This is a genomic window from ANME-2 cluster archaeon (assembly GCA_014237145.1).
Classification (GTDB): domain Archaea; phylum Halobacteriota; class Methanosarcinia; order Methanosarcinales; family Methanocomedenaceae; genus Methanocomedens_A.
On record JAAXOC010000013.1, the window covers coordinates 1 to 21,573 of the forward strand.

Here is a 21,573-nt window from a genome sequence, read left to right on the forward strand (position 1 = left end):
AGTTATAGGGGGCAGGGATGCGGGCACTAATGAGGAAGTGGTTAAGAAGTATATGGAAAAGCGGGATGTCTTTTTCCATACTGAAGCGCCTGGCTCGCCAGTGGTTGTCGTAAAGACTGAAGGTAAGGAAGTTCCGCAGACTACGCTGGAGGAGGCTGCTATGTTTGTGGTCTCCAACTCGGGTGTGTGGAAGTCAGGCCGGGCTGATGGTGACTGTTACTGGGTTACGCCAGGGCAGGTGTCCAAGACCCCTGAGAGTGGTGAGTTCGTGCCCAGGGGTTCGTTCATTATCAGGGGCAAGCGCAATTATATGACTGCCCTGGTGGGTGCAGCAGTGGGGATCCAGCTGAAAGGGGCAGTGAGGCTGGTGGGCGGGCCGCCAGGGGTTGTGCGTAGGCTGGCGCAGTATGTGGTTGAGGTGGAGCCGGGTGGGTTCAGCCAGAACGATATTGCCAAGAAGGTTTACAAGATGCTGGTGGACGAGGTGGGGGATAGGCAGTTGGTGAAGTCGATTGCTTCGCCTGACAGGATCGCTATGATGCTGCCGCCGGGGGAGTCGAGTGTGAAGAGGTAGAATATATCAAGCAGTCTGGTAAAACAATATTTGTGCAATGTGATGTAATAGTTGAATAAATGTCCTGGGAGATAAAATATTTGGGAGAACATATGGTGCGATGGGTTACTATTTCGAGTGATGAATACGAATCTATGAAATCCACTCTGGAGATTTTGTCGGACCCGGAACTTATGCAACAAATCGAAGAAAGCAGAGAAGATTTCAAGGCCGGAAGATATACAGAACTTCGTGAACTTGAAAAAAACAGCAATTCTACTGATACATTAATCTCTTAGAACTTTTCAATTGCTATATCGATTATTTCCGGATTGATCCAGTATTCCGAAGGATTGTTCTTGAATTCTAACAAAATTTCAATAGCCTCTGCCGGTTTTATTATCTGCTTTTTGATGCAGTCGGATATCACGCCAATGGTTCCCTTAACCTTTATACCCGAAGCTTTCGCCGCTGCTCTGCCATCTTTTTCGTTTATCAGCAAAAAGTCTGCATTCAGTTGCATGGCAAGCAGTATAGAAGCTGCTTCCCCTTCATGTATTTTGTACTTTTTTGATAAAACGGTGGCATCATCTTGAGGTGCTACAACTTTTATCCATTTACCCACCTCATTTTCAATCAGGAATGCATCCTCTTCCCCTAATAGAATGCCCTCGGATACAGTTTCTTCAAATACAGCATTTGATACGACAAGTTTGCCATAGGCTGATTTTAGCAATTCCAGTTTACCCACTTACGCAAAGTGTATAAGGGGTGTGGAATCACTCACAACTATCATTCAATATCCTCTTTGAGTTCGTCTTCACAGTACCTGATGTAGGTACCCCTTTTACCGAACTCATGGAGAATACCCCTAAGAGGAATTCCTGTAATATCAGAAGCTTCCCTGATTGTAATTTTTCCTTCCTGGTAAAGTTTGGCAGTGGCATTTATTTCGCTGTTGTGCTCATAATCTTTAAGAACCCGCCTGAGCCCATCCCGTATGACATCAGAGAGATTTGAATAATATTTTCCAATAAGCTGGTTTTGCACATCTCTTTCTAATTCTTCAGGTAAGGTAATTGTCTTTTTTATGTGCATACTGAATACCCGTCTAATACGTATTGAGTACGTATAATATAAAATTATTGCTCTGGTAGTTCACAAGATACTGGTGGATATGTTGAAAGACAGGGTGCTGGTGAAATTGAACGCATCGGCTGACAGGATTGCTATGATGCTGCCGCCAGGAGAGTCGAGTGTGAGGAAGGCAAGAGTCATTTTTATTGCATATTAACAATGTATATTCGCAAGGTGATGTTTTGCTAAAGAAATCAATGTACGGTGCCCTTGGCACAAAATCCATGGAAGACATACTGGAAGGTCTGCGGGATAAAAAAGACAGAATCTCCTCCCCCAACCCAACCACTCAACAACCTTCCGCACATCCTCATAAACACCCACATTAAGCCACATAACCAGTGCCAGTTTTTCCAGAGCAACCAGCCCCTCATCCCTGGATATCATCCCAACTTTAACCGCCCTGACCACCACACCAGTAGAACCTGTAACCTCCAATCCCAGCCCGGCAGCAAACCTCCTGGCAGCCAGGTCGTCAACCAGGACCGGGCACTGCCTGCTTCTTGCCAGCATAATAGCTTCAGCCACTCCCGCATCTATCCCTGCACTATCTGCGATGTCTTCTACACTATCAACAGGGTCTTCAACAACAATCCATCCATTCTCAATCTCCCCCTCTATCAGAAAAGCATCCGCCTTACCCTCTTCCTTTCCCCTGTCCACGACTTCCATTTTGACAGTACGAGGAATAACCACCCTGCCGAAAAGTAGCTTTAAAAGGTCCAACCTGCCGATCATAGCAAGGTGGATCAACGGACCTGAATTGCTAACTGTCATTTCTCATGCAGCGCCCATTGGATGTCTACATCCAGGTCCTCTTTTTCATACCTGAACGGAATATTTCATACCTTCAGTTCCTCAAGGGTTACCCTGTAGTGTCGTGTCAACTATACAATATTGCAACATATATGATCTGACACGTTTATATTTTCCAGTAATTTTCAAGACGCTGATTAACGCAGATTAACGCTGATTTAAGGTTGCACCTGCGTAAATCAGTGTAAATCTGCGTCTAATATAATTGTTGATTAATTTGATTTTAGAATTGTGCCCTATGCCCTTAATATAATGACACTTGAAGGTTGACTTGACAATTGGTTATTCCTGCCTTACCTGCTGCCTTCCACAAAGATATTCTACCTTTTGAATAGGATCCAAATGCTTTTTTTAATGCGGTACTCCCTCAAACCTTTTCCTATGAGCTTACGAAGCATGGTGCCTTTGTCTATTAGTTCCTGCCCGGTTGCTTCTTCATTATCATGGATATATTGCTCTGTCAGCCGTACTGATATGGTCTTCATAATTAGTTATTACAATTTATTATATAGCATACTTGAGGGTTTTTTACGTTTTTATTGAGAAAATTGACCATAGTATGATAAAATAGACCAGGGGATGGTGAAATAGATTCCAGCGGCTGACAGGATTGCTATGATGCCCCCGCCAGGGGAGTTAAGGGTGAGCAGAACTTCAGGGTGTATGGATAACATCTGGATTAAGAAAAGGATTATCTTCACCATATATTCAAACAAACTTGTATTAAATCAAGTTTACTTGATTTGAACTCAAATTTACCTTTTGAAAAATATTATATGGGTTAGCAGTGTTAACAGCAACCGACAAAAATCCAATCTGGAGCATCATACATGAGTATAATCGAAGAAGCACAAAAAGGCAATATTACAGAAGAGATGAAAACAGTGGCTGCGGTAGAGGGCGTCGAGCCAGACTTCGTGCGAAGAGGCGTGGCATCAGGAAAGATAGTGATCCCTGTAACCCCATACCGAGAGATCAAGCACTGCGGCATAGGCAAAGGCCTGACCACCAAGGTCAACGCCTCCATCGGCACATCCTCGGATATCATGGATATTGAAATGGAAGTAGAGAAAGCAAAAGCAGCAGAGGCTGCCGGAGCTGACACACTGATGGAACTATCCACTGGCGGCGACTTCCTTGAAATAAGGAAGCGCGTTATCGAAGCCACATCACTGTCTGTCGGTTGTGTGCCCCTATACCAGGCCTTTATCGAGGCTGCAATAAAATACGGCTCAGTAGTGGACATGAAAGAGGACGAACTATTCAAGGCCACAGAAGACCAGGCAAAACTGGGCACGAATTTCATGGCCATACATACAGGTATCAACCTTATTACCATGGAGCGGCTCAAAATACAGGGACGCTACGGCGGGCTGTGTTCCAGAGGCGGCGCATTCATGACCGCCTGGATGGTCCACAATGAAAAAGAGAACCCCTTGTACAGTGAGTTCGACTACTTGCTTGAGATAATGAAAGAGCACGAGGTCACACTGAGCATGGGCAATGGTATGCGGGCTGCTGCAGTGCATGATGCCACAGACAGGGCGCAGATCCAGGAACTAGTCATGAACTCAGAGCTATCAGACAGGGCCCATAATGCTGGCGTGCAGGTCATAGTTGAGGGTCCGGGACATGTACCCATAGACGAGATAAAGACCAATGTGCAGTTAATGAAGCGATTGAGTGGCGATAAACCATTCTACGTGCTGGGTCCGCTGGTATCTGATATTGCACCCGGGTACGACCATATCGTGACCGCGATCGGTGCATCCATATCAAGTGCGGCAGGGTGCGATTTCTTGTGTTACGTAACACCTGCGGAACATCTTGCACTGCCAAACGTGGAGGATGTGAGGGTTGGTGTTATCACATCCCGCATTGCGGCACATATCGGGGATATGATCAAGCTGGGTAAGCGCGACCAGGACCTTGCAATGGGCAGGGCACGCCGTGACTTGGACTGGGAAAAGATGTATGAACTTGCTATCGACCCTGAACATGCCAGGCATATCAGGAACAGCAGGGCACCGGAAGATAACGAGGCATGCACCATGTGCGGCGATTATTGTGCATTGAAGATCGTAAAAGAGAATTTCAATATTGCAAAATAACTGCAATAACCAGGGCGTCGGAGAGGCGCTCGTTTTTCTTTTTTTAGTATATCAAGTATAACCTGACATACTCAAGAAAATCCGAGGCTTAGCGAGGATTTTGTTCCTGAATTACAATGAAAAGTAAAAACATCATGAAAATTTACGCTATTGTAATATCTGTTCCAATTTATCAGCTGTCCTGTCAAGCTGGTAAAGTACGATTCCAAATTGTACATCAGGTACTGCGAAGATTGTCAAGTTGTATTTATTACCTATGCACAAGGCCACCAGGAGCTTATCCGGGTTTTCTATGCTTACCCGGTTTCTGAAACCCTCTTTTTCTGGAGATATTTCTCCAGAATAGAGCATGTCGTAAATTTTTTTAAGAACACTTTTGTCCATTGAATCCGGTTTAATGGCAGAAATAAGTGTTCCATCCTTAGTTGCCAGACCCACATTAATTATCCAATCTTCATTTGAAAGTTCTTCGAAAACTGTATTTATCATATCTAGGGTAATATCATCAAAAATGGTTTCATCTGCTTTGAGCTCTTCTTGAGTTCCTGTATTTGCCACAGGGGAAATGTCAGATTCTTGTGCCTCCTCCTCTTTCTTCTCATCAATGTCCTGTACAACCGATAATCGCGTTATGAGATTTGGGTCTGTTATAAGATACCCGATGCGTTTAATTGCATGTTCTGGCGTTTTCTTATTTTCAATTACTGGTTTTGGCGGCAACTTTTTCAGAACAGGTTCTTCCGGCGTTTTTTCAATATATTGGGTTTCTTTTAGATCTGGTTTAACAATATCCTTAACAGTCAATATACCATTCTTGATATCAGCCTTTTCTCCTTCAGGAACCACTTCTTCCTGTTCTATGGGTTCCTGTTCAGATCCTTTGTTAACTTTCTGCCTGGACATCAGCTAGTTCTCCAAAATCATTACTTTCAGTTTTAATATAAATTAAACTTATAAAATCCTGTTCAAATTCAAGCGGTTCTTCTTCAGGTGCTTCAGTTGTGGCCTTATCTTCTACTTCAAACTTCTTTAGCACATCATGAACCATTTATTATGCCGCCATTCATTTGAATATCTTGATAAGATTATTATTATGTTACAATGGTTATAGATAACTCAAATATCTTATATATTATTCGAAGTATGAAAGTTATATTTCCATAGAATGATAATAACAAAAAGGATATGATTAAAAATGGAAAAAAAAGTAGTATTAGCCTATTCAGGCGGACTTGACACATCTGTGTGCATACCGATTCTTAAGGAGCATTATAATCTGGATTATGTTATCACAGTGATCGTGGATGTAGGCCAGCCAGAAGAAGAAATAAAAAATGCTGAAGAAAAGGCCGAATTGATCAGTGATAAAAATTATACAATCGATGTAAAAGCCGAATTTGTAAAGGATTATATTTTCCCTCTCATCAAGGCTAATGGGAATTATGAGGGCTATGTACTGGGAACTGCCATTGCAAGGCCGCTTATTGCAAAGAAGGTGCTGGAAGTGGCTTTGGCTGAAGGTGCCGGGGCACTGGCCCATGGCTGTACTGGTAAGGGCAATGACCAGTTGAGGTTCGAAGCTGTGTTCCGGTCGTCTGATATGGACGTACTGGCACCTATGAGGGATATGAACCTGACCCGGGAATGGGAGATCGACTATGCAAAAGAGCATGGTATCCCGGTCACTGTAACTAAGGAGAAGCCATGGAGTATTGATGAGAATATATGGAGTCGCAGTATCGAGGGCGGAAAACTGGAGGAACCTGATTTTATTCCGCCTGAGGAGATATTTGAGTGGACCCAGTCTCCTGAGAATGGACCGGAAGCCGAGATCATCGGGATCGGATTTGAAGACGGTGTCCCGGTATCCTTGAATGGTACATCCATGGATGGTGTTTCTCTGATAACCGAACTAAACCTCATAGGCGGCAGGCATGGTGTGGGCAGGACCGATATGATAGAGGACAGGGTGCTGGGCCTGAAGGCAAGGGAGAACTACGAACATCCGGCTGCTACCATACTGCTGACTGCCCATGGCGACCTTGAGCGGCTGGTGCTTACCAGGCGTGAGTTGAGCTTTAAGGCCAGGGTGGATGATGAATGGTCAAAGCTTGCATATATGGGGCTGGTGGATGAGCCGCTGTACCATGACCTGAATGCTTTTATTGATTCTACACAGGAGCGTGTGAAGGGAACTGTGAAGGTCAGGTTGTACAAGGGAAGTGCTAATGTGGTTGCCAGAAGCTCGCCCTGTGCATTATATTCTTCTAAACTGGTGACGTTTGATGAGTCATGTATCGACCAGAAGGATGCAGAGGGTGTGGCCAAGTATCACGGGTTCCAGGCCAGGATATACCAAAGGACAAAGCAGGATTAATATTCAAGTGAAGGGACTATCGCGTGTTTGCGATAGTCTTATCTTATATTGGTAATATTAGAGCCAGTGTTATTTTAGGATAAAGCATTGGTGGGCTCGTGGTCTAGTCGGTTATGACGTCGCCTTCACACGGCGGAGGTCCGGAGTTCGAATCTCCGCGGGCCCACTCCTACTCAAGCCAGTAGCGGGCTGCACACGTATGAAGCCCTGCGGGCTCCATACGTGGACTGTTTTACTTTTTTCCTCTTTGTATGCCTTATCAAAGATTTCAAAGGCATGCTGGTTTCTCAATGGGTAAAAGAATGTCATCTCGTCTTTCTCCTTAAGGTCTCGATTACTTCCTTGCCGAGATCAGTGATATCTCCAATGTCCAGCAGTTCATCAGTGTTTCCCATGAAGTCGCCCAGCAGGTCGTCCTCATCATCGAGGAACTCATCCTCGCTGAGGTCATCAATTCTAATATCATCCATGCCATCGAACTCATCATCTACCAGGCTTCTTCTGTAGGATCGCCATCTTCGTCTCCTGCGGTTGGGTGTGCCGTCGCAACTTTTGACAATTTAAAAGAGGCAAAACTTGATCAACTTGAAATACCACATGATTATTCAAGAAATATAAAATGTCAACCACTGTTGAGATTAAAGGTGAACTGGAATTATATCTAAGGCAGCTCATAGATGCAGGACTCTATAATAATGTTGCTGAGGCTGTGAGGGACTCTATCCGCCACCTGATGAAAGAATACGATACAAAGGAAATTGCCGTAACCCTCTATAAAATGGAAAAGATATCCCTTACAAAAGCTGCAGAAATTGCAGGAGTATCTTCTATTGAAATGAAAAAAATTCTTGTGGAAAAAGGAATAAATCCACGTTTGGGCGCAGAGAGTGCTGAAAAATTGAGAAAGGATTATCTTACCTTAAAAGGTGAAATAAATTGATAATTTTAGACAATAGCGTCATAAGTGCTTTCTGCGAGATCGGAAGATTCTAACTTTTGCGCGAGATATTGCATAAGTTGAACCTGCAGGCGATAATACCTACGACGGTTTTGAAAGAAATTATATTTGACGATGCCCTTCTGGCTGTTACGACCGGAGAGTCGGGTGGCGATAAATGGATAAAAGTAATGCCTGTGAATAATTATGCTGCATATTTAAAATCACTTCATCCCGGAGAGGCAGGGGTCATAGCTTTAGCAAAACAGATGAATGGCATAGCTGCTCTTGATGATCTGGATGCCAGAAAAGTTTCAAAGGAGAACATAAGATTGCAGGTACCCTTGGAATTGTTAAAGTTGGATATGAACTCTTAGGCTTCATATCCCCCCTCCGATCTCAGCGTCAGTCAGCGGCTGTTCAATTCTGATATACTAAGCACGGCAGCCTGCATCAGGTGTGTCATCCGCACAGGTTCATCTGCCTCAGCCGCCAGAAAGGCAGCATACCAAAAATGTTTATTAAGAGAGCAAAATAGGAACTATCAACCACCCATCTCAATGCTCCCAACATTCTTGCGTTCAACTGTCTATCTTCGATGTAATGAATTTCTCGATCTCTTCAAGAAATTCATAAAAATCCCCTGACTCATCTCGCAGACTTCTATACGCTATCGAGTCGTCCACCCTACCGTACTGATGGACAAGGAGATTTCGAAATCCTGTTAATTCCTCGAGCCGTGATGAAAGGGATTTCGGTATTGCACCACACTGACACAACCTACTTATGGAGTCTTTGCTGTCAATCGGTATCCCCAACCCCTCATCCGATATAATCATGTTGCAGATATCAAGTAGATTTTCACATGCTAACTGGAATGCTCTTTCGCATGCCCTTCTCCTCATTCCGCTGCACAGATATTCATCAACTGCCGCAGGAAGATATTCCTCAAGTTCCCTTAAGCATTGTTCCAGATCATCCATTTTATCGGTTATCCGTTCTTTGTCCAAATCAATCACCTGAGTTTTGCCCTGACCCGATTCATAACAGCTTTATGATAGTCCCTTTTGAGATGTTCATACCTGACATATTCCATCTCTGTTTCCTTTGAAAGAGTAAGGATGTAATAGAGATCTTTTGTAAAGAGTACTTTACCTTCAAGAAAGACCCGCTTCCGGATGTTTACAGGCAGTTCCCCCATCAATGAAAGATCAATATTCTGTGGTATCGAGTTTTCAAGGGCTATTCTCTCTTTAAAACTAATACTCACACCGGGATCCGGTATGATGCATAAATCAAAATCGCTTTCTTCTCTCTGGGTTCCTACTGCCCTTGAACCATAAAGGATAATAGAATGAACAAGTTCAAATTTCGTTAAGTTAGTAACGACATCATTAAGCTTCATAGTATTATACTATAAAAACTATATATCAGATAAATATGTTGTGATGTGCCTTAATGCTAGTTCGCAATACATCACTCACTATCTCAACACTTCATACACAGCCCGTTCAACCTGCGTCCCGATCGCTTCCGCTCTCGATCCCGTCGCAAGCTCAATTGCACAACCATCCACGCTCGCAACCTCCCTTTCGCATTCCAGCGCCTCGGGTACACCCTCATCATCTAACATCCGTGAAAGCTCCTGCTCCACAGCTACTCTGGCCAGTAGCGGGCCGCACACGTATGAAGCCCTGCGGGCTCCATACGTGGACTTTTTCACTTTCTTTCTCTTTGTATGCCTTATCAAAGGTCTCAAAGGCATGCTTGTTTCTCAATGGGTAAAAGAATGTCATCTCGTCTCACTCCTTTAGGTCTCGATTACTTCCTCGCCAAAGTCATCAATACCGAAATCGTCTATTCCAATATCATCCATGCCGTCGAACTTATCGTCTTCCAGACTTCTTCTGTAGAACCACCGTCTTCGTCTCCTGATGTTTCTTCCTTTGGCAGTTCTCATGAGCTGCTTGACAGTATTGAGCCCGGTCACGCCCATGCCAGTGAGCATGAAAACACCGCTGAGCCTTCATCCATCTGCTTCTCAGCAATAACGCCGCCTATGTCCACAGCAACACTACTAATCACATCACCCCATCCCCTAAGTCGCATGGCGTTGGGGACTGCTATAGTCGCAGCTGCCCCACCCAGGGAACCAGCAACGTGTTTGCCGGTGAGGTTACCCCCTTGCGGATAGGCTTTGGGAAGATGATCTGCAAGGGTTTTGGGATTGGCTCTCAGCTTGCGGACCGTCTTCGGGAAGATGATCTGCAAGGGTTTCTGTTTTCTTCGACGCTTGCGTCCTGACCCTGTCGGGTTTACAAGCATCAGTTCTTCCATTACCATTTTTTTGATTCCTCCGAATTGTTTTGAGGAGAATTGGGTGGGAGAGGTGTTATAAGGTTGAGAAAGTTTCAGGAGTGAACGGTGAATTGATGTTCTAATAAAGGTATTTTTATGAATACTTTCATAGAGCTTTAGCATATTTTTTAATAATTAAGACATTTTTTATTAATCTGATGTAGGGAGATGTCAAAAGAATTAAGACATGATAGACATACTGTGTCGCTGCTTACTGATCATATGGTTTTCAGTCCTAAATATAGAGGTAGATATTGGGAGGAGATGTAGCGATGGTGACTGAAGCAGTCATCCGGAAGATATGCAAAGAGCTTGATATTGAAATTATCGATATTGCAGTCAATCAGGATCATGTGCATTTATTTATAAAATACCCGCTAAAATATTCCGTAAGTTATATATCAAAGATGATCAAAGGTAAAAGTAGTAGGGTGCTCAGGAAGGAATTTCCTCATTTTAAGGAATGGTGTGGTGATCATCTTTGGGCTATGGACGGATAACTTGAGTAAAAATCCGTTATTATGAATATCGGTTTTTACGTGTCTAAGTTCGCCAACAAAAATTTTTTTATCGTTTCAGGTTCTTTTTTTTCAAATAGTTCATCTGCTAACGGTCTTTTAGTTTCAGCATCTAGTATTGCGAGGTGGTATTTTTGAGAATGCCCTTCTTTTGGAAACTGTTCATCATAGTTTACTATTAAAACGTTTTCTAAAGGAGGTATTTCTACATTTTCCATAACTCGATTAAATTCCCGGAATACAGTACTTTTGGATTGTGGGAATATAATTTCCATTATCTATGAAATCGCATTATAGCCAACGTGATTTAATCTGAGATGTTGATAAAGTTCTCCAAGTAAATCTGAAAATAAGGTTTTGAAATTTTCCCAAACACTCCGATCTTCTTCGAGTATTTTGTTGCATAATTTGCAAAGATATTTGCCAATTTTTATGGTGCCCAGACCTTTTTTGGTATACCTGTTAAAACCATCATACACCATATTATTATTACATTTTGGACAATATGGTGGTTTTTTCTTACGGAAAATCTCATTCTCTGTATATTCGTATTCATTACCAAATCCACTGAAAACTTTTTGAAGTAATGAGATTTCGGAAAAGTTATTAAAGGTGCTGTTTATTGTTGTAATGTTGTATGCAAAGCAATATCATCACTTTACATTATAAATAAATTATGTATTTATTGTGATGATATTACAACTTTGTACTACATAACTGGATTATGGGACAGTACCAAAAAGAAAAAATACTTTAATTTAAACATGTCAAATCAAACACTAAAATTAAATATTGAAAACAATTTTAATAAAATAGTAGATAGAAATATAAAAATAAAAAATGCCTATCTATTAGTTCATTCTGATAAATTAAATATTCATATAAATTTAGCTAAAGGAAAAACAGAAAATTTTAATGCTAATATAAATCAACCAATCCATCTAGCAAGCGTAGGCAAGTTATTTACTGCAACAATCATAAGTATTTTGTATGAAAAAGGCAAATTGAATTTTAATGATAAAATAAGTAAATTTTTGGATTCAGAATTAATGAATGGTTTACATGTTTATAAGGGAATAGATTATTCTGAACAAATAACAATAAGAAATTTATTAATGCAAACTTCAGGATTATATGATGTTTTTTATCACTTATTTAAGAAAATGTCAAAAGACTGTTCTTTCAAACCGACAACAAGAGAAGCAATTTTTTGGGGTAAAGAGAATCTAAAACCTGTTGCAGTTCCAGGTAAAAAACATTTTTATACAGATACAAATTATTATTTATTAGGATTGATTATAGAGTCTATTACAAAAAAAGCATTTTACGAAGTAGCTCATGAGTTAATTTTTAACCCTCTTAAGATGAATAATTCATATCTCTATGGTTTTTCAGAACCAAAAATAAAATCAAGATATCGTCTTGCAGATTTATTTCTTGATGGTACAAACTTCAAATCTATTAAAGGCATTCATGAAATTGATTATGCAGGAGGAAGTGTTTGTGCGCCGCTTGAAGAGTATTTATTGTTTTTTAAAGTGTTAGTTGAAGGAAAAATTATAAAAAAAGAAACATTCAAAAAAATGATAAATGATGATATTTATATGGGATTTCCAATTATTGGTTATAGATATGGGTATTCCATTTGGAAACCTGTAACAATTCCTTTGTTAATGCCTAAAAAGTATGAATGTTGGGGGTGTGTCGGAGTAACAGGAGCGTTTATGTTTTATCATCCATTAACCCAATCATACATAATTGGAAGTTTTAATGATTCTTCTTATAGAAGAAAAGCTCTTCAATTTATGATATCAAAAATTATTAAAGAATTACTAAAATTTAATGTGAGGTAGCGAGCATAGGGGTTTAATTCCCCGACCTTTAGGTCGTTTATTCTAGAAAAAAATAAATTGCGGACGAAGTTACGCAATAATTTACCCTTTCAAAAGTAGCGTGAGCTATCGTCTGTGGAGGACGAAAATGAAAAATCTAAAACATTACAGCCACAAAGTTGGAATAAAATTTTGGCATATTGAGTTTGCAACCAAATATTGTTATAACATGTTTGGCAAGTTCATGTATTAGAAGTATTGCCTAATCATGTTCATATGATGGTTACTTTACCACATAATATCACAGAATCTAAGGGTATGCAACTTATCAAAGGAGGTTCTGCATATCGATTTTTCAAGAATCATCCAAATAGTAGGCTAAGGTTGCCGCAAGGTCATCTATGGAGTGCTGGTGGATGTGCAACAACTGTTGGCTTTAATGAATATGATACTGTTTTCAATTATATTCAGAATCAAAAAGAACATCATGGAATTGCATTTGCCTAGATACCCCGACCTGGTCGTGGGAGTCGGTCATGTCTAATCTTTTCTAACTACTCTGATCACAATCTTATTCTCAACCACATCAAACTTCAGCAGATCTCCCACTTTCAAATCAAAATAAGCCCGTATCTTCGGTGGAATAAAAACATGCTGCAGCGAAGGCCTGGATCTAGGCGCCATAATAGGTCTCACATTCTCTTCCATCTCATACCTCAATATAAATTGCATCAGCCCGCATATCAGCTGCAGTAAGCCGTATTGTACTGCCTTTTACCTTTTTAATCACAGTCTTTCCGAACTCAGTCATAACGATCTCAGGATGGCTGTGCTTTTGCCTTTTTCTCTTTACTTTAGGCTTAGTATCCACAATTTGCTTAACCTCTGATTTCTTTTCAGGAACCACTTCGGGAATCTTTTGAATAACCGGAACATCTATCTTTTTCTTAACTTCAGGTCTTGATTTTGTCCTCCATCCCTGCGCCAGCACCAGAATCTCACCATTATAATCCCCTTGCCTGCCAGTGACCTCTTTGGCAATCTTCATTACCTTATCATACAGTGTCAGCTCCTCATCAGTATACTGGGACCCGAAAGGACCCTGTCTCAATCCATCCCGCAATCTGGGATCACCAATATTGATCTCAAGCCAGCCCCATGCCGTCCCCCTGCCGTGCTTCACTTCAGCCTCGATCCCGGCTTTCTTCAGTGCTTCCTTCACAGCCCTTGTCTCAGACTTATGGTCAGGGAAATTACGCCATGTTATCGCAGGTTTTACCTCTACAGGAGCACAGACCTCCTCGATCCCGCAATCCTCACAGGCCGTCCTGCAGGCCTCAGCATCGCCCTTTCCGCACTGCTCTTCTGCAGCCTTGCACATACTGGGAATGGAAGGTCTCCTCTACTTCCTTGACAATCTTCATATGGATTTGCTTAGGCATGCCATAGGTCTTCAACAGCTTCCGCTTTGCTTCATTTAATGATGTGTTAGCTTACGGGTGCATTCTATTTTCACTGACTATTGTACCTTTATCCTCTCAATTCACTCCTTCAAATCCTCATCCAAGTTAAAAATCTGGCGAAAATGCATAATGGCTGTAACTTGAAAAACTCTATATATCACTAAATACAAGTTAAGCCTAAAAACCGCAACAATTTGCACAATACATACAGGGCCTGTGGTCTAGCTGGTTATGACATCGCCTTTACACGGCGGGGATCCGGAGTTCGAATCTCCGCGGGCCCACTTTTACTCCTAATCTACTCGGGGCAATTTCTGGATTTCATGATAATATTTATCAAATCACTGAAGATTTTAAGTACTATTAATTAAAAGTGATTTATAATGATCCGATGGGTTTTGGATATCCTGAGCCGGTCCGGTTATTTTCAAAATATGAGGAAATAATATGTCTGATAGTTTCTCACACCAAAAATACCTGGTACGCAGGAAGATACTGAAATTGTTCGGGGCTGCCTTCCATATCTATGACCCTGACGGTAATGTTGCCTTTTATTCCAAAATGAAGGCATTCAAACTGAAAGAAGATATCCGCATATATACAGGCGAGGACATGCAGGAAGAGGTATTGACCATCAAGGCCAGGAGTATACTGGACTTTTCTGCTGCCTATGATGTAGTGGACCCGACCACAAATGAGAAAGTAGGTGCCCTGAAGCGAAAAGGTCTCAAGTCCATTTTGAAAGATGAATGGATATTCATGGACGCAGACGACAGGGAAATAGGGCTTATCAAAGAGGATAGCACGTTTTTGGCCATGTTCAGGCGTTTTTTAACCCGCCTGATCCCACAGACATATAACGGATTCATAGGGGATACACAGGTAAGCACGTTTAAGCAGAACTTCAATCCTTTTATCATCAAGATAACACTTGATTTTTCCCAGGATACACAGAACCTGCTTGACAGGCGGCTGGGAATTGCGGCAGCAGTACTGTTGTGTGCTGTTGAGGGTAAGCAGTGATAATACCTGGAAAATTGTACTTACAAGTGGCCTTGGGACAAGATTCACCAATCCCCCCATCAAGGTAAATGGATTTCAGTTTCTTTTGTAATATTACCGTATAGGACAGTAAAAACGCATTTCGATATCAATATAAGTAATTTTCTTAGTTTGAATCTAATCTTTTGACAGGATTTACGGGATATACAGGATTGATTCGTATCCTGTTAATCCTGTCTAGAATTTCCATTTTCTTGAGCTGCCCAAATTTTCAAGTAATATGTGCAACCAGTTTAATCCGTGTTTCAGTTACCTGGCGTGAATCAAACCTTTTACGCAATAGGAGCACTCCTCTAAAATATTCGGATGAATGAAAATGATAAAACAGATTCCAGGATCGCATAAAATTATCCAGGCAGTAAAAGCAGGAGCTGGAAAAACCAGAGAAACTGAAGGAATAAATAGAACCGGAGGAACTGGAATGGATACTGAAATCCTGGAATATTACATTGAAGCAGGCAGGATTGCTTCCAGTGTCAGGAAACAGACATTGAACACAGTGGAAGAGGGGGGACGGTTACTGGATACAGCCGAATATGCCGAGGAGCTTACCAGGCAGATGGGAGGTGAGGCGGCTTTTCCATGCAACATCTCCATCAATGAGATTGCATCCCATTATACACCATTGAAAGGAGATAGGAAGTTTGCATCAGGAGACTTAGTAAAGATCGACATAGGAGTACATATTAATGGTTATATCGCTGATACAGCTAACACCATTGAGGTAGATACCAACCACAACCGTACACTTATTAAAGCTGCACGGGAAGCCTTGAATGCGGCCGTCAATGAGATACAGGAAGGTGTCAATACCAAATACCTTGGGAAAGTTATAGAAAATGTCATCAAGTCCTATAACTGCGTTCCAATGACTGATCTAACAGGTCATAGTATGGAAAGGTATATAATTCACAGTGGTGTCAATATCCCGAATTATGGGAGCGCAAGCTATGGGAACGTACTTCATGCAGGGGATGTCGTGGCAGTGGAGCCTTTTACTACCCTGGGTCGTGGCGGGACCAGGCGGGGAGAGGTAAGGATATACAGCCTGGTGGGCAACAAGGATTCTAAAAGCCTGTTATACCAAAAACTGTTGTCACACTTCAATACACTTCCCTTTACCAGACGATTGATGGACGAGCCCGACAAGCTTGATAACATGGTACTAAAATTGCATAAGTATCCTGTCCTGATGGAGTCTGGCGGATGTCCGGTAGCCCAGGCTGAACATACTGTTATCGTTGAAGATAAGGGTTGCAGGGTAATAACCGCATAACATATAACATTTATAAAAAATACTGACTGACATCGGATGGTAGTAATTGATAGTAGTATCAATACATTAATGGCTACCAGCCCGACGTCTTCTATATATGTTTATTCATACGTGATCTTTTAAAGATTTCGGCATCAGTAAATGTGTTTTCAATTATTAAACGTATGTGTATAATCGAGACCGTTACAATTCGTGTTGGTGAATACAATTTATCATTATTGGTACTACTGGCAACTATTCTGATCAAAGCATGAACGCACAACTCATGAAGCGCAGCTTTGCGATTTTTCACACTAATTGTAATAGATATTTCATGTCATTACTTGTAAAGTATGCAAAGGAAAAATCATACCAACATGTAATGTAACGGTTTCGTATAATCCCATAATCTTTTTGTATTGAACTATAGGTATAATATAAAAGCGGTAATTATTTATATTATTTATTCATACGAATAAGAGAAATGATTATAATATAGAAATATATTAAAAATATATTTCTATATAATGAATGATATAAATAGGTGAGAATATGAAAGAAAATTTAATAAAAACCCTGCTTGCAGTGTTATTGTTGATTGCATCTGCTGGTATGGCAAGTGCACATTTTACTATGGTCTTCCCCAGTGATTCTGCGGATACGGTGTGGGATGTAGCACCCGAAGATTATATTGCAGAACTGGGAGATACAAAGACAGTATATATGATGTGGGGACACCCCTACGAGCATATATTATTTGATATGGCTACTGTACCTGAGGTTTCTGTCATGAAGCCGGATGGCACTGTTGAGCAACTTACACCTGAAGAGATTTCCGTTGAAGGAATGGATGAAGACGGAAATACCGGGGTTTCTTTTGTGGCGTATAAAGCCTCGTTCACTGTTGACCAGGATGGCGATACTGTTGTATTTGTCAAATATGAGGATGATGGTGAGAATCTGATAGACTACACCAAAGCCGTGATCCACAGCGGTGAAGAGATGTGGGAAGGCTGGGATGCAGAGGTAGGACAGCAGACCGAGATCCTTTCATACATGCGACCCTATGGCATGGAGGAAGGATTTGTATTCTCCGGACAGGCAATGTACAATGGTCAGCCGCTTACAGATGCACCTGTAGAGGTTGAAATATACCATACACTGGATCTTGGCATAGAGATAGTTGAACTGGCAGAGGAAATGTACGCATATGACCCACCTATGGTATTCACACGGCTTACTAAGTCCAATGCAAACGGAGAGTTCGTGTATTCACTTGATGAACCCGGTATATGGTTTGTCGGTGCCACCATGGAACCTGACAGCGGGCGCAATGTAAGAGGTGTGTTCATCGTTCCGGTACTAGAGGCATTCCCACCTGCTGAAGCCCAGGGCTCATCATCTGCTGAACTCCAGCAGGCAGTAGCAGAGGCAAAGCAAGCAGCAGAGGAGGCAAAACAGGCCGCTGCGCAGTCTTCAACATCCAGCACGCCAGGCTTTGAAGCTATTATTGCAGTAACCGGGTTGGTTGCAGCACTTTTCCTTGTATTGAGGAGAAAGTAGGATAGACTTCAGATCAATAGGGGTTATTAACCCCTGTCGGTCTATTTTTTTAAATTGATCACTCTCTGGCAATGGTCAAGTAGGTTTGTCCCATAAAGATATGGTTGTTGAAAAGGGGGATAATATAACATGAGAATAATTAAAAGTTTGAGTCTTCTGGCACTGGTATTAGTTTTGTGCACGGTATTGATACCTGCCGCATCCGCACACAGGGTACATTTAAGAGAACAGGTAATGGATGTGCAGATAAAGGCATGGTACGGTGGTGGGGATCCTATGCCCAATGCAAATGTAGAGATATATTCTATCAGGGATGAACAGGAAGAGCTGTACCTTGAAGGCAAGACTGATGAGAATGGATTATATAATTTCACACCCAGACTGGGTACTTCAAGTTATAGAGTGGTAGTGGAGCTAACAGGACACAAGGGTGAACTTGAGTTTGACCTGACTGCAGGTTCACAGCCTGAAAATTCTGAACTGCCGTTATACCTGAGTGTTCTTGTTGGATTTGGATTCCTGGCCGGAATAGGCGGAATAACAGCGTATCTCTCGGCCCGGAAAATGAAAACGCAATAATCCACAGATTGATAAGAATAACTTTTACTACATCTATATAATAATCTGATACGAATAAATATGTAAATAAGCAATAAGGGATGTATATGGTACACATTACAGATGGCATACTTGCAACGTGGCTTTGGGGATCCGGCTGGGTGATCACTGTTGCAATTCTAGCTTATACACTCAGAAAGATGAAGATAGATGATGTCCCCAAACTCTCGGTTATTACGGCAGCGATCTTTGTAGCGTCGTTGATCCATTTCCAGGTAGGACCTACAAGTTTTCACTTAATATTTAGCGGATTTGCAGGTGTAACGCTTGGAATACTCGCGTATCCCTGTATTTTTATAGCTGTTGTGATGCAATTCTTCCTATTCCAGCATGGCGGCTTAACAACGATCGGGATCAATACATTTAATATGGGTGTGCCTGCAATAATATCCTTTTTTATATTCAAAGCCGGAATGAAACTTAATATTGGAATAAGTAAAAATGAGGTAATATTCGGTGCGATCGCGGGAGGAACAGCAGTTGCACTTGCCGTATTGTTACTTGCAGTTCAACTTCTGGTAACCGGTGAAGAACTTACTGAAGTGACCACACTTGTTGTGGCTGCACACATACCGCTCATATTGGTCGAGGCCATCTTTACCGGAGTAATTGCCGGATTCCTTGTAATAGTCAAACCGGAAATGTTGAGCATTAAAAAGATAAAAAAATGAGAAGGGATAGGATTTGATATCAGAGATCGATATATATGCAGGATTATCTTCACCGATCCACAGATGGGATCCCCGCCTTAAGGTTATTTCCATACTTGCGCTGATATTTTCGATCATGCTTTTATATGATCTCAAACTGGTCATAATAAGTATGCTTTTTGCTATTATTCTGGTATATATATCAAGGATTCCATTTTCCTTTGTCGTGGGACGATTGAAATTAGTCTTTCTATTTGTGCTGCCCTTCCTTATTTTTCTCCCTTTTACGATTATAGGTGAAGGAGTTGCAATAGCATATATTGGCAGCATTACACTGAACTACCGTGGCATAGAGTCGGTTGAATTTGCTGTTATGATCGTGATCAAAGCACTTACGGCGGTAATGCTGATATTTCCGATGATCGGGACCTCCCGGATGGATATTACTATCAAAGCACTCGAAGACCTGCATATACCAAACAAACTGGTGCAGATGCTTGCATTCACTTATAGATATATTTTTGTGCTATCTAATGAGTTTATGCTAATGGAACGCTCTTTAACCTCCCGGGGGTTTAAGAGGGGATCGAACCTGTATACAATAACCACACTTAGTAAGGCCATTGCAACACTCTTTGTAATGAGTTATGAACAGGCGGAGCGAGTCTTCTATGCTATGAGATCAAAAGGGTATACAGGAAAGATTACTACAATGCATGAATTTACTCTTAGACCGCAGGACTGGCTTTATACGGTAGTGGTCTGTGGGTTTGCTATTTTTGTACAGGTTGCAGTATGGTATGGTACACTGGAGGGAACATAATGTCTGCTATAAAAATTCAAGATCTGAGCTATATATATGATGACGGAACAGCTGCAATCGAGAATGTCTCATTTGAGATCGAAAAAGGTGAAGCTGTAGCGCTCATCGGTCCGAACGGGGCAGGTAAATCCACATTACTGCTCCATCTCAACGGTATACTGCATAGTGCTACATCATTTGAGTCTATCAGGATCCTCGATGAACCTGTTGATCCGAAAAAGATACATGAGATGCCGAAAAAGATCGGTATCGTATTCCAGAATGCTGATGATATGCTGTTCATGCCTCTGCTTGGTGATGATGTGGCTTTTGGTCCGATCAATCTAGGTCTGGATAAAGAGGAGGTGCAGCGAAGGGTAAAGGATGCTCTTGAAATGGTCGGACTTGCCGGATATGAGCATAGGGTCCCGCACCATCTCAGCGGGGGTGAGAAGAGGCGGGCTGCACTTGCCACTGTACTTTCTATGGAACCTGAGATACTTGCCATGGATGAACCTACTGCCAACCTTGATCCGAAAAGCAGGAGGGAATTGATAGAGATTCTCAGAAGACTTAAAGAGAATGGAAAAACCCTGCTGATAATCACACATGATGTGAACGCTATTCCCGAGCTTGCAGAACGGGTCATCGTCCTGGACAAGACCGTGATCGCAGACGGGCATACCCGTGATATTTTTTCAGAAACAGAAATGCTTGTGAAGATCGGCCTGGATGTGCCTGTGATCACGCAGCTCTTTGAGATACTCCGGTGTTTCGAGTATCCGTGTGATGTGCTTCCGCTTTCGATCGAAGGTGCGGTTACGAACCTGACAGAGACAATGAAGGGTGGGAATGGGCATGTACATCTGCATATCCACGAACATACACACTCAGGAATCACTTCTGCACGAAGCAAGTATCATGTTCATGTAGAAAAGCATGAGTTAGTGCAGGAATGAATTGTCAACATAAACAACGATGTTACCAATTTGTACCTAAAATGGGAATATATACGAGAATAACAGGAGATAATTATAAAAAAAATCACTATGTACAACCCATTTTTGACAAATCAATTTATTCACTAAACCAGCAGCAATAACGTTAATTTCACCAAAGTACTACTTCTCTAAAAATCCCACACTGAAAATACACTATCATTCAAGATTGTTGGAAAAGTCCCTGACTTTATAGAATTTTATACATTGTTTATTTTCTATTTTTCCCGTTGGAAATAATATCATGCATCATCCAGCACAAATTAACGCCAGCTTCAGCGAACTTTTACTTATTAATCGATAGATATCGAGACCGTTTCAATTCGTGTTTGTGAATATTATGAAACCACAGATAAACACAGATGAACACAGATTTTCAGGTAGCGTATCCGCGTTTATCTGTGTTCATCTGCGGTTATTTTGATAGTACCAACATGTAATGTAACGGTCTTGAAAAGAAAATCCAAAAGGATTATATAAGATCAGTTAACTTGTGCAAACTCAAGTAAATCTGCGTTAACCC

At 41.5% G+C, this 21,573-nt stretch carries 30 protein-coding genes, 2 tRNA genes and 1 pseudogene; 18 read left to right on the forward strand and 15 right to left on the reverse strand.

From position 1 onward, the window contains the following. Positions 1-574: DUF814 domain-containing protein (locus HF974_02325; protein MBC2697176.1), on the forward strand; the 574-nt coding region annotated here is incomplete at its 5' end. A gap of 92 nt (positions 575-666) precedes the next feature. Further along, on the forward strand, positions 667-852 hold the full coding sequence (locus HF974_02330; GenBank protein MBC2697177.1) for a hypothetical protein: 186 nt from the start codon (positions 667-669) through the stop codon (positions 850-852). Here the strand turns inward: HF974_02330 and HF974_02335 are convergent. The 4 genes and pseudogenes from HF974_02335 to HF974_02350 form a co-directional block, all read right to left on the reverse strand. Then, positions 849-1,304, reverse strand: coding sequence for a hypothetical protein (locus tag HF974_02335; protein ID MBC2697178.1), 456 nt, complete (start codon positions 1,302-1,304; stop codon positions 849-851). The two genes, HF974_02330 and HF974_02335, sit on opposite strands and share 4 nt — an antisense overlap. Positions 1,305-1,345: 41 nt before the next feature. Next, on the reverse strand, positions 1,346-1,651 hold the full coding sequence (locus tag HF974_02340) for a hypothetical protein (protein ID MBC2697179.1): 306 nt from the start codon (positions 1,649-1,651) through the stop codon (positions 1,346-1,348). 321 nt (positions 1,652-1,972) lie between these two features. Beyond that, positions 1,973-2,467 (reverse strand): annotated as a pseudogene (locus HF974_02345) (hypothetical protein). 359 nt (positions 2,468-2,826) lie between these two features. Next, complete coding sequence (locus HF974_02350; protein MBC2697180.1) at positions 2,827-2,991, reverse strand: hypothetical protein; 165 nt, start codon at positions 2,989-2,991, stop codon at positions 2,827-2,829. A 345-nt stretch (positions 2,992-3,336) separates the two neighbouring features. Here HF974_02350 and thiC point away from each other — a divergent pair, with 345 nt between their 5' ends. Next, on the forward strand, positions 3,337-4,617 hold the full coding sequence (thiC, locus tag HF974_02355; protein ID MBC2697181.1) for a phosphomethylpyrimidine synthase ThiC: 1,281 nt from the start codon (positions 3,337-3,339) through the stop codon (positions 4,615-4,617). 147 nt (positions 4,618-4,764) lie between these two features. On the opposite strand, the gene HF974_02360 is transcribed toward thiC, so the two are convergent. Together HF974_02360 and HF974_02365 are read right to left on the reverse strand one after the other, a co-directional pair. Continuing rightward, complete coding sequence (locus HF974_02360; protein MBC2697182.1) at positions 4,765-5,520, reverse strand: hypothetical protein; 756 nt, start codon at positions 5,518-5,520, stop codon at positions 4,765-4,767. Then, a complete protein-coding gene (locus tag HF974_02365; protein ID MBC2697183.1) occupies positions 5,501-5,665 on the reverse strand; it encodes a hypothetical protein in 165 nt (54 codons plus the stop codon). The genes HF974_02360 and HF974_02365 overlap by 20 nt, the downstream gene beginning before the upstream one ends. Positions 5,666-5,812: 147 nt before the next feature. Between HF974_02365 and HF974_02370 the strand changes: the two genes are divergently transcribed. Both HF974_02370 and HF974_02375 read left to right on the forward strand, forming a co-directional pair. Beyond that, positions 5,813-6,994: an argininosuccinate synthase gene (locus HF974_02370; GenBank protein MBC2697184.1), complete on the forward strand. Its 1,182-nt coding sequence runs from the start codon at positions 5,813-5,815 to the stop codon at positions 6,992-6,994. A gap of 92 nt (positions 6,995-7,086) precedes the next feature. Next, positions 7,087-7,160: transfer RNA gene (locus tag HF974_02375), tRNA-Val, on the forward strand. Between the two features lie 139 nt (positions 7,161-7,299). Here the strand turns inward: HF974_02375 and HF974_02380 are convergent. After that, positions 7,300-7,464 carry a hypothetical protein gene (locus HF974_02380; GenBank protein MBC2697185.1) on the reverse strand — a complete coding sequence of 55 codons (165 nt, stop codon included), beginning with the start codon at positions 7,462-7,464 and terminating at the stop codon, positions 7,300-7,302. A 149-nt stretch (positions 7,465-7,613) separates the two neighbouring features. Between HF974_02380 and HF974_02385 the strand changes: the two genes are divergently transcribed. Then, positions 7,614-7,934, forward strand: a complete 321-nt coding sequence (locus HF974_02385; GenBank protein MBC2697186.1) for a hypothetical protein — start codon at positions 7,614-7,616, stop codon at positions 7,932-7,934. Positions 7,935-8,044: 110 nt separating this feature from the next. Beyond that, entirely contained in the window at positions 8,045-8,308 is a 264-nt protein-coding gene (locus tag HF974_02390) for a hypothetical protein (GenBank protein ID MBC2697187.1), read from the forward strand. A gap of 204 nt (positions 8,309-8,512) precedes the next feature. On the opposite strand, the gene HF974_02395 is transcribed toward HF974_02390, so the two are convergent. The 5 genes from HF974_02395 to HF974_02415 form a co-directional block, all read right to left on the reverse strand. Then, positions 8,513-8,941 carry a DUF86 domain-containing protein gene (locus tag HF974_02395; GenBank protein ID MBC2697188.1) on the reverse strand — a complete coding sequence of 143 codons (429 nt, stop codon included), beginning with the start codon at positions 8,939-8,941 and terminating at the stop codon, positions 8,513-8,515. Between the two features lie 5 nt (positions 8,942-8,946). After that, positions 8,947-9,336, reverse strand: coding sequence for a nucleotidyltransferase domain-containing protein (locus HF974_02400; protein ID MBC2697189.1), 390 nt, complete (start codon positions 9,334-9,336; stop codon positions 8,947-8,949). Positions 9,337-9,553: 217 nt separating this feature from the next. Next, the gene (locus HF974_02405) at positions 9,554-9,727 is read right to left on the reverse strand and encodes a hypothetical protein (GenBank protein ID MBC2697190.1); all 174 of its coding nucleotides are present in this window, start codon (positions 9,725-9,727) and stop codon (positions 9,554-9,556) included. 14 nt (positions 9,728-9,741) lie between these two features. Continuing rightward, complete coding sequence (locus HF974_02410) at positions 9,742-9,939, reverse strand: hypothetical protein (protein MBC2697191.1); 198 nt, start codon at positions 9,937-9,939, stop codon at positions 9,742-9,744. Further along, positions 9,918-10,412 (reverse strand): hypothetical protein, encoded by a 495-nt coding sequence (locus HF974_02415; protein ID MBC2697192.1) that lies wholly within the window; start codon positions 10,410-10,412, stop codon positions 9,918-9,920. Before HF974_02415 ends, HF974_02410 begins: the two co-directional genes overlap by 22 nt. A gap of 149 nt (positions 10,413-10,561) precedes the next feature. Here HF974_02415 and tnpA point away from each other — a divergent pair, with 149 nt between their 5' ends. Next, on the forward strand, positions 10,562-10,789 hold the full coding sequence (gene tnpA, locus HF974_02420; protein MBC2697193.1) for an IS200/IS605 family transposase: 228 nt from the start codon (positions 10,562-10,564) through the stop codon (positions 10,787-10,789). A 35-nt stretch (positions 10,790-10,824) separates the two neighbouring features. Here tnpA and HF974_02425 read toward each other — a convergent pair whose 3' ends face one another. Continuing rightward, positions 10,825-11,025, reverse strand: a complete 201-nt coding sequence (locus tag HF974_02425) for a hypothetical protein (GenBank protein MBC2697194.1) — start codon at positions 11,023-11,025, stop codon at positions 10,825-10,827. A 546-nt stretch (positions 11,026-11,571) separates the two neighbouring features. Between HF974_02425 and HF974_02430 the strand changes: the two genes are divergently transcribed. Further along, complete coding sequence (locus tag HF974_02430; GenBank protein MBC2697195.1) at positions 11,572-12,660, forward strand: serine hydrolase; 1,089 nt, start codon at positions 11,572-11,574, stop codon at positions 12,658-12,660. A 255-nt stretch (positions 12,661-12,915) separates the two neighbouring features. After that, a complete protein-coding gene (locus tag HF974_02435; protein MBC2697196.1) occupies positions 12,916-13,146 on the forward strand; it encodes a hypothetical protein in 231 nt (76 codons plus the stop codon). Positions 13,147-13,179: 33 nt separating this feature from the next. On the opposite strand, the gene HF974_02440 is transcribed toward HF974_02435, so the two are convergent. After that, positions 13,180-13,347 (reverse strand): AbrB/MazE/SpoVT family DNA-binding domain-containing protein, encoded by a 168-nt coding sequence (locus tag HF974_02440; GenBank protein ID MBC2697197.1) that lies wholly within the window; start codon positions 13,345-13,347, stop codon positions 13,180-13,182. A 1-nt stretch (position 13,348) separates the two neighbouring features. Further along, positions 13,349-14,020, reverse strand: coding sequence for a hypothetical protein (locus tag HF974_02445; protein MBC2697198.1), 672 nt, complete (start codon positions 14,018-14,020; stop codon positions 13,349-13,351). A gap of 292 nt (positions 14,021-14,312) precedes the next feature. On the opposite strand from HF974_02445, the gene HF974_02450 reads away from it, so the two are divergent. The 8 genes from HF974_02450 (at position 14,313) to HF974_02485 (ending at position 21,011) form a co-directional block, all read left to right on the forward strand. Next, a tRNA-Val gene (locus tag HF974_02450) sits at positions 14,313-14,386 on the forward strand. A 163-nt stretch (positions 14,387-14,549) separates the two neighbouring features. Then, positions 14,550-15,125 carry a hypothetical protein gene (locus HF974_02455; GenBank protein ID MBC2697199.1) on the forward strand — a complete coding sequence of 192 codons (576 nt, stop codon included), beginning with the start codon at positions 14,550-14,552 and terminating at the stop codon, positions 15,123-15,125. Between the two features lie 355 nt (positions 15,126-15,480). Further along, positions 15,481-16,440, forward strand: coding sequence for a type II methionyl aminopeptidase (locus tag HF974_02460; GenBank protein ID MBC2697200.1), 960 nt, complete (start codon positions 15,481-15,483; stop codon positions 16,438-16,440). Positions 16,441-17,052: 612 nt separating this feature from the next. After that, complete coding sequence (locus tag HF974_02465; GenBank protein MBC2697201.1) at positions 17,053-17,982, forward strand: DUF4198 domain-containing protein; 930 nt, start codon at positions 17,053-17,055, stop codon at positions 17,980-17,982. A 129-nt stretch (positions 17,983-18,111) separates the two neighbouring features. Continuing rightward, positions 18,112-18,561, forward strand: coding sequence for a carboxypeptidase regulatory-like domain-containing protein (locus tag HF974_02470; protein MBC2697202.1), 450 nt, complete (start codon positions 18,112-18,114; stop codon positions 18,559-18,561). 86 nt (positions 18,562-18,647) lie between these two features. Beyond that, positions 18,648-19,271, forward strand: coding sequence for a cobalt transporter CbiM (cbiM, locus tag HF974_02475; GenBank protein ID MBC2697203.1), 624 nt, complete (start codon positions 18,648-18,650; stop codon positions 19,269-19,271). Positions 19,272-19,284: 13 nt separating this feature from the next. Then, positions 19,285-20,073: a cobalt ECF transporter T component CbiQ gene (cbiQ, locus tag HF974_02480; GenBank protein ID MBC2697204.1), complete on the forward strand. Its 789-nt coding sequence runs from the start codon at positions 19,285-19,287 to the stop codon at positions 20,071-20,073. Next, positions 20,070-21,011, forward strand: a complete 942-nt coding sequence (locus HF974_02485; protein ID MBC2697205.1) for an ABC transporter ATP-binding protein — start codon at positions 20,070-20,072, stop codon at positions 21,009-21,011. Before cbiQ ends, HF974_02485 begins: the two co-directional genes overlap by 4 nt. Positions 21,012-21,573 lie beyond the last annotated feature (562 nt).